This is a genomic window from Pseudomonas sp. NPDC088322, from assembly GCF_044740745.1.
Taxonomy (GTDB): Bacteria; Pseudomonadota; Gammaproteobacteria; order Pseudomonadales; family Pseudomonadaceae; genus Aquipseudomonas; species Aquipseudomonas shirazensis.
The window spans coordinates 1-13,664 of the sequence record NZ_JBIURK010000004.1; the positions used below are offsets into that span (position 1 = coordinate 1).

The 13,664-nt window shown below is 62.2% G+C and carries 11 protein-coding genes; 9 read left to right on the plus strand and 2 right to left on the minus strand.

Annotated features, from left to right (window positions below):
- Positions 1-336: 336 nt before the first annotated feature.
- The 9 genes from ACIOAU_RS10790 (at position 337) to ACIOAU_RS10830 (ending at position 11,803) form a co-directional block, all read left to right on the plus strand.
- Positions 337-1,980: an acetolactate synthase large subunit gene (locus ACIOAU_RS10790; RefSeq protein WP_101321786.1), complete on the plus strand. Its 1,644-nt coding sequence runs from the start codon at positions 337-339 to the stop codon at positions 1,978-1,980.
- Positions 1,981-2,206: 226 nt separating this feature from the next.
- Entirely contained in the window at positions 2,207-4,144 is a 1,938-nt protein-coding gene (locus tag ACIOAU_RS10795; RefSeq protein WP_150570961.1) for an FAD-dependent oxidoreductase, read from the plus strand.
- A 144-nt stretch (positions 4,145-4,288) separates the two neighbouring features.
- Positions 4,289-5,185, plus strand: a complete 897-nt coding sequence (locus ACIOAU_RS10800) for a nitrilase family protein (protein WP_150570960.1) — start codon at positions 4,289-4,291, stop codon at positions 5,183-5,185.
- A 9-nt stretch (positions 5,186-5,194) separates the two neighbouring features.
- A complete protein-coding gene (locus ACIOAU_RS10805; protein ID WP_401181862.1) occupies positions 5,195-6,355 on the plus strand; it encodes a hypothetical protein in 1,161 nt (386 codons plus the stop codon).
- Positions 6,352-7,344, plus strand: coding sequence for an asparaginase (locus ACIOAU_RS10810; protein ID WP_150570958.1), 993 nt, complete (start codon positions 6,352-6,354; stop codon positions 7,342-7,344). Before ACIOAU_RS10805 ends, ACIOAU_RS10810 begins: the two co-directional genes overlap by 4 nt.
- Before the next feature lie 100 nt (positions 7,345-7,444).
- Positions 7,445-7,999, plus strand: a complete 555-nt coding sequence (locus tag ACIOAU_RS10815; protein ID WP_150570957.1) for a UPF0149 family protein — start codon at positions 7,445-7,447, stop codon at positions 7,997-7,999.
- A gap of 144 nt (positions 8,000-8,143) precedes the next feature.
- On the plus strand, positions 8,144-8,773 hold the full coding sequence (locus ACIOAU_RS10820; RefSeq protein ID WP_150570956.1) for a glutathione S-transferase family protein: 630 nt from the start codon (positions 8,144-8,146) through the stop codon (positions 8,771-8,773).
- A gap of 30 nt (positions 8,774-8,803) precedes the next feature.
- Positions 8,804-10,834 carry a pyridoxamine 5'-phosphate oxidase family protein gene (locus ACIOAU_RS10825; RefSeq protein ID WP_401181867.1) on the plus strand — a complete coding sequence of 677 codons (2,031 nt, stop codon included), beginning with the start codon at positions 8,804-8,806 and terminating at the stop codon, positions 10,832-10,834.
- A 69-nt stretch (positions 10,835-10,903) separates the two neighbouring features.
- Positions 10,904-11,803, plus strand: a complete 900-nt coding sequence (locus ACIOAU_RS10830) for a LysR family transcriptional regulator (RefSeq protein WP_401181870.1) — start codon at positions 10,904-10,906, stop codon at positions 11,801-11,803.
- Here the strand turns inward: ACIOAU_RS10830 and ACIOAU_RS10835 are convergent.
- Complete coding sequence (locus ACIOAU_RS10835; protein WP_401181872.1) at positions 11,796-12,668, minus strand: aldose 1-epimerase; 873 nt, start codon at positions 12,666-12,668, stop codon at positions 11,796-11,798. The genes ACIOAU_RS10830 and ACIOAU_RS10835 overlap by 8 nt on opposite strands.
- A 29-nt stretch (positions 12,669-12,697) precedes the next feature.
- The gene (locus ACIOAU_RS10840) at positions 12,698-13,624 is read right to left on the minus strand and encodes an EamA family transporter (RefSeq protein WP_101321780.1); all 927 of its coding nucleotides are present in this window, start codon (positions 13,622-13,624) and stop codon (positions 12,698-12,700) included.
- Positions 13,625-13,664 lie beyond the last annotated feature (40 nt).

A 13,664-nucleotide genomic window follows, 5' to 3' on the forward strand; every position in this document is an offset into this window, starting at 1 on the left:
GTAGTGTGGGGTCTCCCCATGTGAGAGTAGGTCATCGTCAAGATTCATTTCGCAAAACCCCTATCTGCGCGAGCAGGTAGGGGTTTTGTCTTTTCTGCGATTCGGAAAACTGCGGCTGCATCTGGCACCCAAATCTACCTCCCTGCCAAACGCCTCGACATACCCCACCTCGAAGGTGCGACAATATTGCACTTTGATGACGTGACTTTCTCCTGCACCCTCAACGTCAAGACTTAACCCACGGGCACCTTGCGCCTGTGCAAAGACTCTTTCAGCACCCCTGTGCTGACCGTCCTGGACGTCCCCGGCGTCCAATTACTTGAGGTAACAAGCAAGATGGCTAAGGCCGCCGATGTCGTTGTGCAATGCCTGGAAAATGAAGGTGTCGAGTATGTATTCGGCATCCCTGGTGAGGAAAACCTCGACCTGCTCGAATCCCTGCGCAAGTCGAAGATCAAGCTGGTACTGACTCGCCACGAGCAATCCGCAGGCTTCATGGCCGCCACCTATGGCCGTCTGACCGGCAAGACCGGCGTCAGCCTGTCGACCCTCGGCCCTGGCGCGACCAACCTGGTGACCGCCAGTGCCTACGCCTACCTGGGCGGTATGCCGATGATGATGATCACCGGCCAAAAGCCGATCAAGAAGTCCAAGCAGGGTCGCTTCCAGATCATCGATGTGTGCGGCATGATGGCACCCATCACCAAGTACACCCATCAGTTCGCCTCGGCCGACAACATCCCAGCACGCATGCGCGAAGCCTTCCGTCTGGCGGAAGAAGAAAAGCCCGGCGCTGTGCACCTCGAGCTGCCTGAAGACATCGCTGCCGAGCAAACCGACAGCATGCCGATCCCGCCAAGCCTGAGCCGCCGTCCGCTGGCCGAGCACAAGGCCGTTGAAGCCGCTGTCGAGAAGCTGCAGAACGCGCGCAGCCCGATCCTGGTGATCGGCGCCGGTGCCAACCGCAAGATGACCGCCAAGGTCCTCAAGCAACTGATCGACAAGACCGGCATTCCTTTCATCACCACGCAGATGGGCAAAGGCGTGGTCGACGAGCGCCACCCACGCTTCCTCGGCAACGCCGCGCTGTCGTCGGGAGACTTTGTCCATCGCGCCGTCGAAGCCGCCGACCTGATCATCAACATCGGCCACGACGTCATTGAGAAGCCACCGTTCTTCATGGTCCGTGGCGGCACCGAGGTCATCCACATCAACTTCCGCTCTGCCGAAGTCGATGCGGTGTACTTCCCGCAGATCGAAGTGATCGGTGACATCGCCAACGCCGTCTGGCAGATCGGCGAAGCCTTGACCGATACCAGCCACTGGGACTTCACCCGTCTGCTGACCATTCGCGAGGCCAACGAAGCCCAGATCGCCGAAGGCGCCGACGACGACCGCTTCCCGGTATACCCGCAGCGCCTGGTCGCCGACATCCGCCGCGCGCTGCCGTCCGAAGGCATCGTTGCCCTCGACAACGGCATCTACAAGATCTGGTTTGCCCGCAACTACAAGGCGCATAAGCCCAACACCGTCTTGCTCGACAACGCCCTGGCAACCATGGGTGCCGGCCTGCCATCGGCGATGGCCTCGCACCTGGTCTACCCGGACCGCCCGGTGATTTCCGTGTGCGGCGACGGCGGCTTCATGATGAACAGCCAGGAACTGGAAACCGCGGTACGCCTGGGCATGCACATCACCGTGGTGATCCTGCGTGACGACGGCTACGGCATGATCCGCTGGAAGCAGGCCAACATGGGCTTCACCGACTACGGCCTGGACTACGGCAACCCCGACTTCGTCAAATACGCCGAAGCCTATGGTGCCAATGGCCACCGCGTAGAAAGCGCCGAAGGCTTCCTGCCGCTGCTCGAGCACTGCATCAAGACCCCAGGCGTGCACGTGATCGACTGCCCGGTCGACTACAGCGAGAACGACCGCATCCTCAACAGCGAGCTGCGTGAGCGCGCGCTGGCGGTGTAACGCTTAGGTCAATCAGGGCCTATATGTACAAAGCCGCTTCTGCTGGATAAGTGCAGCCTCAACAGCTGTATTTCCGTGCAGGAGCGGCTTTGTGCTGAAATGGCCTTGCAGCTGATATCGCACGCCAGGCCCTATTAAAATGCTGACCGCGTGGTAATTACATCCCGCCAAGTAAAGCTGCTGTAGCCTCAAGCTTGCCCTTCGATTACTTCGAAGGACTGAGGCAATGACCATTGGATCTACCCACAACCATCCCGCAGATCTCGCCGTAGAGCCAGCGCTTCCGGCTCAACCTTGGGCTGCACGCTTTCCCAATCCACCAGACCTGTGTTTTGACTATCGCCGATTGGTTGAACAGCAAGGCGGTGTCGCTCAGGCAACTCAGAAGGATCAGCGCATTTGTATTGTCGGTGCAGGCGTCACCGGGCTTACCGCGGCCAGAGAGCTGCTGCGCTGCGGCTTCAGCAATATCACCCTGATCGAACAGGCCCAGCGCGTCGGTGGCAGACACCTGACCATACCTAGTGCGACTCAGCCACACCCGCAACCCTCGACCCCATTCGAAATGGGTGCCATGCGCATGCCATTTTTCAACCGCACCGGTGAGTCGCCCAGAGACGGCCGTTCGCTAATTGCGTACTACACCAGCCTGTTCGATCTGCATCTCTCGGACTTTCCAAATCCGGGCACTCCCTGGGTAACGAGTACAGGTATTTACCTGGAAGAAGGGCAATTTGACGACAGCGCTGAGCCAACGCTGTTGGTCTGGCGAAACCCAACCGGCGAATCGCCGCCCCCTACAGCTCGCCTGCAAACTGTTCAGGGCAAGTGGAAGCGTTTTGCCGAGCAACTCGCCGAGCGCGTTGCCGGGGTCTACGGGACCGTCGCCTGGGAAAAATTCTGGGCTGCAATTGTCGCTCGCTACTATCAACTGTCCTTCAGGGATCTGGTTCGCCTGCCAGCTCTAGAGCTATGGCGTGAAGATAATCCAGGGGACTTCGGCGGGCTGGGCATGGATGCCGATGAGTCGGCCATCTTCTATTCCATCGGCATCGGCGACGGCAGCTGGGGCGCGTTTTATGACGTCTGCTGCCTGTACCCGCTACGTACAGCCATCTTTGGCTTTAGTAGTCACCTGCAATTGGTTCACGGTCGGGTAGATGAACGGGGTGTACCTCTTGCTGCGCCTTGGTTGGGCCGGCCCGCGCTGCCTGACAGCAGCGAGCTGATGTTTCAGGGGCCGCGCTATCTCGGGTTGGCGGCGCTGGATGAGTGTCTGTTGTTCATGCCCATCGAGCAGTCCGATAAATCCTTGTATGCCCATCTCGCTGCGCGTGAAGATGGTCTGCTTACCGACAGCGCCGTCTGTGGGCTACGCAAGTTGGCCGATGGCCGTATCAGGGTCGATTACCGCTGGCACCACAGTAGCCCCCACAACGAGCAATTACGAAGCGGTGACTATGACGCCGTGATCGTTACCCTTCCGTCATGGTTGATCGAGACCAATATCAAACTCCAGGGGTTCAGCTCTGCAGAGTTACCCCAGCGCATCATCAAGGCCTGGAAGACTGCTCACTGGGAGACCAGTTGCAAGGTCTACGCGCCACTGAGCAAGCGCTTCTTCGACGAGGGCTGCAAGATCCCGCAGATCCTGGTCACCGACAGTTTCGTCCACGATGTCTACGCATATCGCTACAACGCTCACTATGCCCAAGACTGCATTCTGCTGAGCTACACCTGGGAGGACGATGCGACCAAACTGGCGGCTTTCACAGATGTTGAGCTTGGGCACAAGTGCCTGGCCGAGCTCGACAGGATCCTAATGCGCTGCACCAATATCCAGCAGCCGATATCGCCCTACGTCGATGCCAGCAACATCCAGATTCAACACTGGGTAACAGATAGTAATGCGCTGGGCTGCGCCAAACTATACCGAGCCGGGACCTATTACGACGCCGTCAGCTTGATGAAATACAATCGCGATCTCGGAGCTGGTTCCGGGCTGTATCTCGTCGGGGAATCGTTTTCAGTCGATGCCGGCTGGACCGAACCATGCCTGCGCACTGCCATCGACGCGGTGATCAATATCTGCGAGCGCAGCGGTGCAGTATTCAACGGCGGCTTCACCCTGGCTGATTATCCGCATTACCAACTGCAAAGCTGAGCCGGAGCGGGGCAGGGACCCTGTCTGCTTCCTGCCTACGCCGTAGATTTTTCCTACGATTTTGCCGGAGCCGCCTGGCTGTCGGAAACTTTGCCATCCCCGCTTTACTGGCCTCCTTCCCATAACCACAACAAGGAAGCCACCATGCCCCATACCCCCAATGCCGTTAGCCCGGTACGCATTGCTGTCATCCAGTACGACCCGCAAGTGGGTCTCGAACACTGTGACGGCAACCTGAGCAAAGGCCTGGCCTTGGCTCGCCGGGCCGTGCGCGAAGGTGCCACGCTGATTGTGCTGCCCGAGCTGGCCAATACCGGCTACACCTTCCATACCCGCGCCGAGGCCTATGCCCATGCCGAGCCTCTGCACGGCGGTCGCAGCCTTGAGGCGTGGAGCAACTTCGCCCGCAAGCATCAGGTCTATCTGGCTTCTGGCTTCGCCGAGCGTGATGGCCTCAAGCTATATGACAGTGCCGTGCTGTTCGGCCCCGATGGCCTGCTCGGGCACTATCGCAAGGCGCACCTGTGGAATCAGGAGAAGCTCTGGTTCACACCGGGGGACCTCGGCTTTCCGGTGTTTGAGACCCCCATCGGGCGTATCGGCCTGTTGATCTGCTGGGATATCTGGTTCCCCGAAGTACCCAGGCTGATGGCGCAGCAGGGAGCGGATATCATCTGCAGCCTGAACAACTGGGTGTGGACGCCGCCGCCGCTGTTCGATGATGCCGGGCGCTGCATGGCGTCTTACCTGACCATGACCGCAGCCCACGTCAACAATGTCTATATCGCCGCGGCCAACCGCATCGGCAAAGAGCGTGGCGGACGCTTTCTCGGTTGTTCGTTGATTGCCGGTACCAACGGCTGGCCCATCGGCCAGGTTGCCGAGGCCGAGGCTGAGTGCATCGTCTATGCCGACGTCGACCTGAGTGCTGCGCGTAGTGCGCCGATCTGGAACAGCCTCAATGACTTGCCTCGCGACCGCCGCACCGATCTCTACGATGAGACCCTCGGTTATCGCCTGCATCCAGCGCTGCCGCGCTGAGGAGGGGTGATGAACCGTACTCGATCGGCATCGCCCAGCGGTGCCTTGGAACTGCTCCTGATCGGGCTGGCCGGCGTGCTGGTGGCGCTGGTGCTGATCGCCGACTGGCCCGCTTACGCGCAGGTTGCGTCGACGCTAGAGCAGCCCATCAGTTACCTGCGCTGGATTGTCGGCGACATCAGTGAAGTCGCTTTCTACAAGCACGAGTTGCCAGCGCTTGGCCTGTTACTGGGCGCCGGGATTGGCCACTGGGCACATCGAAACGGGCGCCGCTGGCAGGGTTTCGCGATCTGCTACGGCACCGGTTTATGGCCATGGCTGTTGCTCAGCTCGCTGCTGGGGTTGCTGCTAAGCCATGTGCTGTGGGGGTGGACGCTGGCCAGCGGCGACTGGCAACCCACCTTCGTCGCTTTCGTCTCGTTGCCGGCGGCGATGGTGCTGCTGTTTGGAGGTGGTTGGCGGGTAGCGCTCAGTGGCGCACTGCTGGGCGCGGTATTGGTCACGCCTGCCAGCCTGCTGCTGGTCAACTATGTGTGTTACCCGCTGCAGCTGCCGGTAGTGGTTGGCAATGTGCTGGGCATGGCGCTGGCCAGCGCAGTGGCGTTTATTCTGTACAAACGCTTCCCGGGGCTGTTGGGAGAGCGCCGCAATTCTGCTCTGAACGATACTCCGGCCATCAACGCCAAACCTGACCATGGCGTGCTCTGGACGCTGCGCCGGGTGCTGGCTGATTTCAGCGAAGCACCGTTCTTCGGCAATGAGTGGGCCAGCCTTGGCCTCCTGCTTGGGGTTCTGCTGGCTCATGTACTGGCGCCTGCAGCCGCGGCGTATGGCTCAATGCTGGTATTGGAAATGGTCGCAGCCCAGGCGCTGGCTTCGTTGCTGGGCGTATTGCTGTGGCGGCGACAGTGGATTGCACGCGGCTGGTATCCAACTTACATTCCTATCGTTTCGGTGGTGCCAGCCGCGCTGCTGACTCTGGGCGGTAGCTGGCAGGTCATGCTCCTCAGCGCCAGCCTCGGCGCCCTTTTCGCGCCGCCGCTGGCGGTCGCGATCAGTTCCCGGCTGCCGAGCTATATGCACGGCTATATCGGTAACGTGCTGTCGATGGCGATCTGCACATTGGCGATAGTGCCGTTGCTCAGTTTGATTGCAGGAGAAGCAGGATGACTCACATCAGCAAGCGAGCAGTACTCTCGGTTGGCAGCCTGGGGGGCACCGTAAGCATGCAGGCGGCGGCACCAGGGCAAGGCGTCACCCCTACGCTCGACTGTCTGGGCCTGTTGGCGGTAGTCCCGCAATTGGCGGAGCTGGCCGAGCTGCGAACGGCCACCCTGTGCTTGCTGCCAAGCGCGTCACTGGGCTTTGCGCAACTGTTCGAAGTACTCGCCTGGGCGCAAGCTGAGGTAGAGCAGGGCGCCCAGGCCGTGGTCATTACCCAGGGCACCGATACGCTTGAGGAGACGGCTTATTTCCTCCACTTGCTGTGGTCATCGCCAACCCCGCTGGTGCTGACCGGCGCGATGCGCTCGGCCAGCCAGCCGGGCGCCGATGGGCCAGCCAATCTGCTCGCCGCAGCTCAGGTCGGGTTGGCAGCAAGCAGTCGCGGGCGCGGTGTGCTGGTGGTCATCAATGATGAAATCCACAGCGCTGCCAAAGTGCGCAAGGTCGCTAGCCTGGCGATGGCGGCCTTTGCCTCGCCGGGTGATGGTTGTGACGGTTATCTGCTGGAGGGCAAGCCGGTATATCGCCAGCCTGGTGCTGCCCGTAGTGTCTTGCCATTACCCACCAATCGTGGCCATACCGTCGCGCTGTTGGAAGCGAGCCTGGATGCCGACACCGGTCTGTTGGAGGCGCTGCCCAAGCTCGGCTATGCAGGGTTGGTGGTAGCCGGCTTCGGTGCCGGCCACGTATCGGCAAGCTGGGCCGAGGCACTGCAAAGGATCGCCGAACAGATACCGGTGGTGATCGCCACGCGCACCGGCAGCGGGCCGACGGCCACTGCCACCTATGGCTTTGTCGGCGGCGAGATTGACCTGCGCAGCAAACGGATGCTGATGGCCGGGCGCTTGTGCCCGCGCAAATGCCGGATTCTGCTCTGGCTGCTCCTCGGCTGTGGTCTTGAACAAGCCCTCGAGGAGCATCTGGGTCAGTACTGAGCGACGCCGGCTGTGGCGGCACACACTGCAACCTGCCACCAAAGCCGGCTAGCTATGCTAGGGTGCCTGCATATCCCGTAGTGCAGGAATCCACCGAACCATGCTGCCCCGTCTTGAAGAAAAAGAACTCGCCCGCCTCGAAGATTTGCTGATCACCTACGGCAACGATTTCTCGGTGCTGAACTTGGCCGAGCTCAATGGCTTTTTCACCGCACTGGCCAGTTCCCCGGTCAAGGTCAACCCTGAGCAGTGGTTGCCGGCAGTCAGCGGCGGCAAGGTGCCGAAGTTCAAGCGTCCAGCCCATGAAGAAGCCTACACCGCGCTGATGTTGCGCTATTGCAACGACGTGGCCGCGGAGTTGGCCGAACAGCTGGATGATTTCGAGCCGTTGTTCGAAGAGAGTGAAGGCGAAGAGGGCGTAGCGATCATTCTGGAAGAGTGGTGCTTCGGCTACATGCGCGGCACGCAAGTCGCGCAGTGGGGCGAGCTGCCCCCAGAGCAGGACGCCTTGCTCAAGGCCATTTCCTTGCATGGCCTGGAAGACAACTTCGAACTGCTCGACTCGATGAGTTTCGATGAACTTCAGGCCTGCGTGCCACTGGTGATCGACGCCGCGCGTGGCTTGTATCGCTACCAGAAGCAACATCGCCACTAATGCCCAAGGTGTGCGGCAGGCCCGTGATCAACTGAACGATTATTTCGTCTGGCGAAATTATGGATTGTCACGGGCACTGATTCTATTGGCTGGAGGATGGGCGCAGGATTGTCTGCGTCATCCACCCACCACGGAGTCAGGACAATGCCAGCCCCTATCAAGCTCTACAACTTCCCCAAGTCCGGCCATGCCCACCGCATCGAGCTGATGCTGTCGTTGCTCGGCCTGCCGACTGAACTGATCTTCGTCGACCTGGCCAAGGGCGAGCACAAGCAGCCCGCGTTTCTCGCCATCAACCCGTTCGGCCAGGTCCCGGTGATCGACGATAACGGTACGGTCATCGCCGACTCCAACGCCATCCTCGTGTACCTGGCCAAGACCTACGATCAGGGTAACTGGCTGCCTGAGCAACCTCTGGCCGCGGCGAAGGTGCAGCGCTGGCTGTCGGTTGCCGCCGGCCCCTTGGCCTTTGGCCCCGCTGCGGCGCGGTTGATTACCGTCTTCGGCGCTTCCTTCAATGCGGAGGAAGTGATCGGCCGCGCGCACAACCTGCTCGCCGTGATCGACCAGGAGTTGGCCACCCAACCCTTCCTGACCGGCACCAGCCCGACCATCGCCGACGTCGCCAACTACTCCTACATCGCCCATGCCCCCGAGGGCAATGTGTCGCTGGAGCCGTACGGCAACGTCCGCGCCTGGCTGGCCCGCATCGAAGCGCTGCCCGGCTTTGTCGCCATGCCGCGCACTGCCGCCGGCCTGCACAGCGCCGACTGATCTGGCCCACGCCCTCCGAGGGACGCCGTCATGCATACGCAATCCAATGAGCCGAGCTCGCCCTGGCACGCCGGCGAGAGAGCCCTGCAAGAAAAGGCCGGCGTCGCCGAGCGGATGGCAGTGTTCGGGCAGAAGGTCATTCGTGACTACATGCCCGACCAGCACCGCCAGTTCTACCAGCAACTGCCGTTCATGATTGCCGCCAGCGTTGACCCTCAGGGCCGGCCCTGGGCGACCTTGATCGAAGGAGCGGACGGCTTTGTCAGTTCGCCTGATCCGCGTCAGCTGCGCCTGGCCGCCAAGCTTGCCAAGGATGATCCAGCCGCCGCTGGGCTGGCCGCCGGGCAGGCGATTGGCATGCTCGGCATCGAGCTGCACACGCGTCGGCGCAACCGTATCAATGGCGTGATTCAAACGGCGCTAGCTGGTCAAATTGACGTGCAGGTCGAGCACGCCTTCGGCAATTGCCCACAATATATCCAGCTGCGCAACTATCGGCGTATCGAAGGGGCCGCGCAGCCCCGCGAGGACGCGACCTCGCTGGACGCATGGGCCACAGCGCTGATCGAAGCCGCCGACACCTTGTTCGTCGCCAGCTATGTCGAGCATGCCGACGGTCAGCGTTCGGTGGATGTTTCCCACCGTGGCGGGCGGGCCGGCTTCGTCAAGGTCGAGGGCAATCGCCTGACCATCCCGGACTACGCTGGCAACCTGCACTTCAATACCCTGGGCAATCTACTGGTCAATCCACGCGCCGGCTTGCTGTTCGTGGATTATGTCAGTGGCGACGTACTGCAGCTGTCAGGGCGCACCGAGTTGCTGCTGGACAGCCCGCTGACCGAGGCATTCGAAGGCGCCGAGCGGCTGTGGGTACTGGAGGTCGAGCAGGTAGTACGACGCCTCGCGGCAGTGTCGCTGCGCTGGGACTTCGAGGCCTATGCGCCAACCAGCCTGGCCACTGGCACCTGGGCTGAAGCGCAGCAACGCCTGCAACAGGCTCAGCGCCAGCAGGACTGGCTCGGCTGGCGGGTGAGCAGGGTCGAGCAGGAGAGTCGTGATATCCGCTCGTTCTATTTGCAACCCGCAGACGGCTCAGCAATAACCTTCGCGCCTGGGCAGCACATTCCACTGCGCTTGCCGCTTGATGCGCAATCCACCGTAATCCGCACCTACAGCCTGTCCAGCGCGCCCTCGGACGGCTACCTGCGCATCAGCGTCAAGCAGCAGGGCGCAGCGTCGCGCTACCTACATGAGCAGGTGGGCGTCGGCGATGTGCTGCACGTGCGCCAGCCGATGGGCAGCTTCAAGCTCGACAGCAGTAGCGAGCGACCATTGGTGCTGATCGCAGCAGGGGTCGGCATTACACCGCTGCTGGCGATGCTGCGCGAGCAGCTGGCGCTCAGTGCAAGGCGGTCGATCTATCTGTTCCAGGGCGCCCGTAGCCTGGCCGAGCTGCCATTTGGCCAGGAACTGAGTGCATTGCAACAGCAGGCCGGCGATCGCCTGCACCTGTACCGAGCGCTCAGCCAGCCCGAAGCTCAAGCGGTACTTGGCCAGGACTTCGAGATGGCCGGTCGGCTGGGCATCGAGCAGATCAAAGCGCGCCTGGCGCTGGATGACTACGACTTCTACGTTTGCGGCCCGGCCAGCTTCACCCAGGATATCTATGACGGCCTGCGCCGGTTGAGCGTGACGGACGCGCGCATCCATGCCGAGGCCTTTGGCCCGTCGACGCTGACTCGTCACGGCGACGGTGCTCAGCCTGCGCTGCAGCAGCCACCTGCAGCCAGTCAGCCGGTACCGGTGCATTTTGCCGGCTCGGCCAAGGAGGCGCGCTGGACGCCTGGCTCCGGCAGCCTGTTGGAACTGGCCGAGCGCCGCGGGCTGACGCCTGAGTTCAGCTGCCGTGGCGGTTCCTGCGGCACCTGCAAGACGCGCATTGTCAGCGGCCAGGTGCATTACCCGCAGCCGCCCGCCGAGCTACCCGAGAGCGGCAGCGTGCTGATCTGCTGCGCTGTACCGGCAGAGGACGGCGGCCAGCCGCTGGTGCTGGATCTTTAAACGATGCGCCCTTGTGATCAGCCGCCCGCCCCGGGAATAATCGCAGCAGGATTGATACGGGGGCGGGGCATGGATCAGATCCATCTGATGAAGGTGCTGATTGCGGTGGGTGAGCTGGAAAGCTTTGCCGCAGCGGCGCGCAAGCTCGGCCTGTCGCCGGCGGCAGTGACGCGGGCGGTCAGTGCCCTGGAAGAGGCGCTCGGGGTCAAGCTGCTGCAGCGCACCACGCGCAATGTGCGCCTGACCGAGGCCGGCAGCCGCTACCTGGAAGACAGTCGCAATATCCTCGCCAGTATCCACGAGGCCAACGAGGCGGCGGCCGGGATCAACGCCGCACCCAAAGGCAATCTGTCGGTGACCGCGCCACTGCTGTTCGGTAAAGCCTTTGTCATGCCGTGCATCGTTGACTACTTGCAGGCTTACCCTGAGGTGGACGTGTCCGCCTACTTTCTCGATCGGGTAGTCAATCTGGTGGAGGAGGGCATGGACGTTGCCGTGCGCATCGGGCCGTTACCCGATTCGGGGCTGAAGGCTGTGCGCGTCGGCCAGGTGCGCCGGTTGTTGTGCGCTTCGCCTGAGTATCTACGGCGCCACGGCACACCGCAGCATCCCGCCGAGCTGGTCGAGCATACGATGATCGCAGCCAGCGGCGTGTCACCGCGATTGGACTGGACGTTTGGCCCTGAGCAGGCGCCTGTGCAGGTGCGGATCAAGCCCCGGCTGACGGTGACCAGCAACGACGCGGCAATCGTCGCCGCCACGGCAGGTCTGGGCATCGCGCGGCTGCTGTCGTATCAAGTGGCAGCGGAGCTGGCGGCGGGGCGCTTGCAGGTGGTGCTCGAGGATTACGAGCAAGTGCCGTGGCCGATCCATGTGTTGCACCGCGAAAGCAAATACGGCTCGACCAAGGTGCGGGCGTTCATCGACCGGCTGGCGAGTAACCTTCGCGCGCACCACTACCTCAATTGAGCGCTTGATACTGCATTCTGAAACCCAGGCTGACGTGCTCGCCTTTGTGCAGCAGGCGCAAGCCTGGGCGCCCAGGCAAATGGTGCGCATTGATCGGATGGCTGACCGGCTCGAAGCAGAAGAACGGCTGGTCCTGCGGACAGAACAACAGGTAATGGTCGGCTCCGCTGGCGCTGCAGCGTAATTCATAGCCGGCTGCCGGCTGGACAACCGTGCACTCGCCCTGCCAGCCGCTGAAGGCGTGATCGACAACTGTCGTTGGCAGCTCACTCAACTGCCCGAAGCGCCATTCGGGCGGGATTTCAACCTGACGCGATGGCAAGCAACCCTCATCGCCTACCCATACCTGACGGGCCGGTGCCAGCAGCAAGGTATCAGCATGGCGAGGCAAGTACGGGTGTAGCCCAAGCCCATGCCAGCAGGGCAATTCATCCAGATGCGTAACCTGCAGATCCAGGCTCAGGCAGCCCTCGTCGAGGCTGACATGCATTACCGCCCGATAGGCAAAAGGCAGCTCGCTGTCCAGCGTCAGGCAAGCATGATCAGTGCCTTGATGAGTCACCACCCAAGGTTGCTGCCAGGCACTGCCATGGATCGCGTAGGGCGAGTGCTCGGTGTTCGCGGCCAATGCCAGCCAGCCATCAGGGCGGGCAAAGCCACCGCTGTCGATGCGATTGGACCACGGCACCAGCGGATAACAACCCAAGCGCCTTGGCGTAGCGCTGTCCAGCGCCGCTTGATCGCTATGGCGCAGCAACGCCTGGCCACTGTCCTTGACCTGCCAGTTGACCAGGCTGGCGCCCAGCTCCGGGGCCAGGCTCAGGCGTGTCAAACGGTCTTCAAGATGCAGTTCGAATAAAGCCATTCGGCAAGCTCCAGGTGCAAGCACGGTGATCAGGCCGAGCGCCGATAGGTCAGCAGCACAATCCCGCAGACCACCACCGCGCCACCGATCAACTGCATGCCGCTCAGGCGTTGATCGAGCAAGGCCCAGGCCAGCAACAGCGTGGCAATCGGCTCGATATTCATTACCGGCGCGTTCTGCGCCATGTTCAACCGCGGCACGCAGACGAACAGCAGAGTAAACGCCACGCCATACAGCACCACCAGGCTGGCCAGAGCGATCCAGCCCGCGCTGCTGCTGGGCAGCGACAAGCCCGCCGGCACCCAGCCGCCGACCCCGGCTACCAGCATGCTGGCGAACACGATCATCAGGGTCAGCAAGCTACGCACCGGTCCGCGTACGCCGGCCAGCTTGTGATCGGTGATCCACAACGCGCAGGCAAACACACAGGCAGCGCAGAAGGCGAGGCTCACGCCGAGGGTCCAGTCCGGGTTGGCCTCAGCGCTGTCGGCCAGGCGTGACGGTACATCCAGCGCCAGCACCAGACCGAGCAGAATCAGCCCCATCAGCAGCACGGTGCGCCGCGTCGGTCGCGGCCCGCCGAGGGCCCAGCTGAGCAGCGCCAACAGAATCGGGAAGGTGTTGCCGACCAGCAGCGCCAGCGCCACCGGGATCCGCGCCACCGCCGAGTACAGGCACAGGCTCTGGGTGGCAATCAGCAGGCCCAGCAGCAGTTGCCAGCGTCGCGAACCTGCGGGCAGGCCTAGCGACTGGCGCTGCCACAGCACCAGCGCCGCCAACGCCAGCAGGGTGATGCCCGAGCGACACAGAATAGCCAGCAACACGCCGGTGTCGTTATCAAAGGCGATCCGCGCGGCGATGTGGTTGCCGGCAAAGGCACAAGCCAGCAGCGCTAACAGCGCGACCGCCAGCTTGCGCGGGAAGAGTGAGGTATTCGAAGAGGAGGCGACAGCCATGTGCACAAATCCATTTGCAGGGGGAGGGCGGGCCCGCAGG

Coding starts and splice junctions, on each gene's coding strand:
- ACIOAU_RS10790 (WP_101321786.1), top strand. CDS start 337: ATGGCTAAGGCCGCCGATGTCGTTGTGCAATGCCTGGAAAATGAAGGT.
- ACIOAU_RS10795 (WP_150570961.1), top strand. CDS start 2,207: ATGACCATTGGATCTACCCACAACCATCCCGCAGATCTCGCCGTAGAG.
- ACIOAU_RS10800 (WP_150570960.1), top strand. CDS start 4,289: ATGCCCCATACCCCCAATGCCGTTAGCCCGGTACGCATTGCTGTCATC.
- ACIOAU_RS10805 (WP_401181862.1), top strand. CDS start 5,195: ATGAACCGTACTCGATCGGCATCGCCCAGCGGTGCCTTGGAACTGCTC.
- ACIOAU_RS10810 (WP_150570958.1), top strand. CDS start 6,352: ATGACTCACATCAGCAAGCGAGCAGTACTCTCGGTTGGCAGCCTGGGG.
- ACIOAU_RS10815 (WP_150570957.1), top strand. CDS start 7,445: ATGCTGCCCCGTCTTGAAGAAAAAGAACTCGCCCGCCTCGAAGATTTG.
- ACIOAU_RS10820 (WP_150570956.1), top strand. CDS start 8,144: ATGCCAGCCCCTATCAAGCTCTACAACTTCCCCAAGTCCGGCCATGCC.
- ACIOAU_RS10825 (WP_401181867.1), top strand. CDS start 8,804: ATGCATACGCAATCCAATGAGCCGAGCTCGCCCTGGCACGCCGGCGAG.
- ACIOAU_RS10830 (WP_401181870.1), top strand. CDS start 10,904: ATGGATCAGATCCATCTGATGAAGGTGCTGATTGCGGTGGGTGAGCTG.
- ACIOAU_RS10835 (WP_401181872.1), bottom strand. CDS start 12,668: ATGGCTTTATTCGAACTGCATCTTGAAGACCGTTTGACACGCCTGAGC.
- ACIOAU_RS10840 (WP_101321780.1), bottom strand. CDS start 13,624: ATGGCTGTCGCCTCCTCTTCGAATACCTCACTCTTCCCGCGCAAGCTG.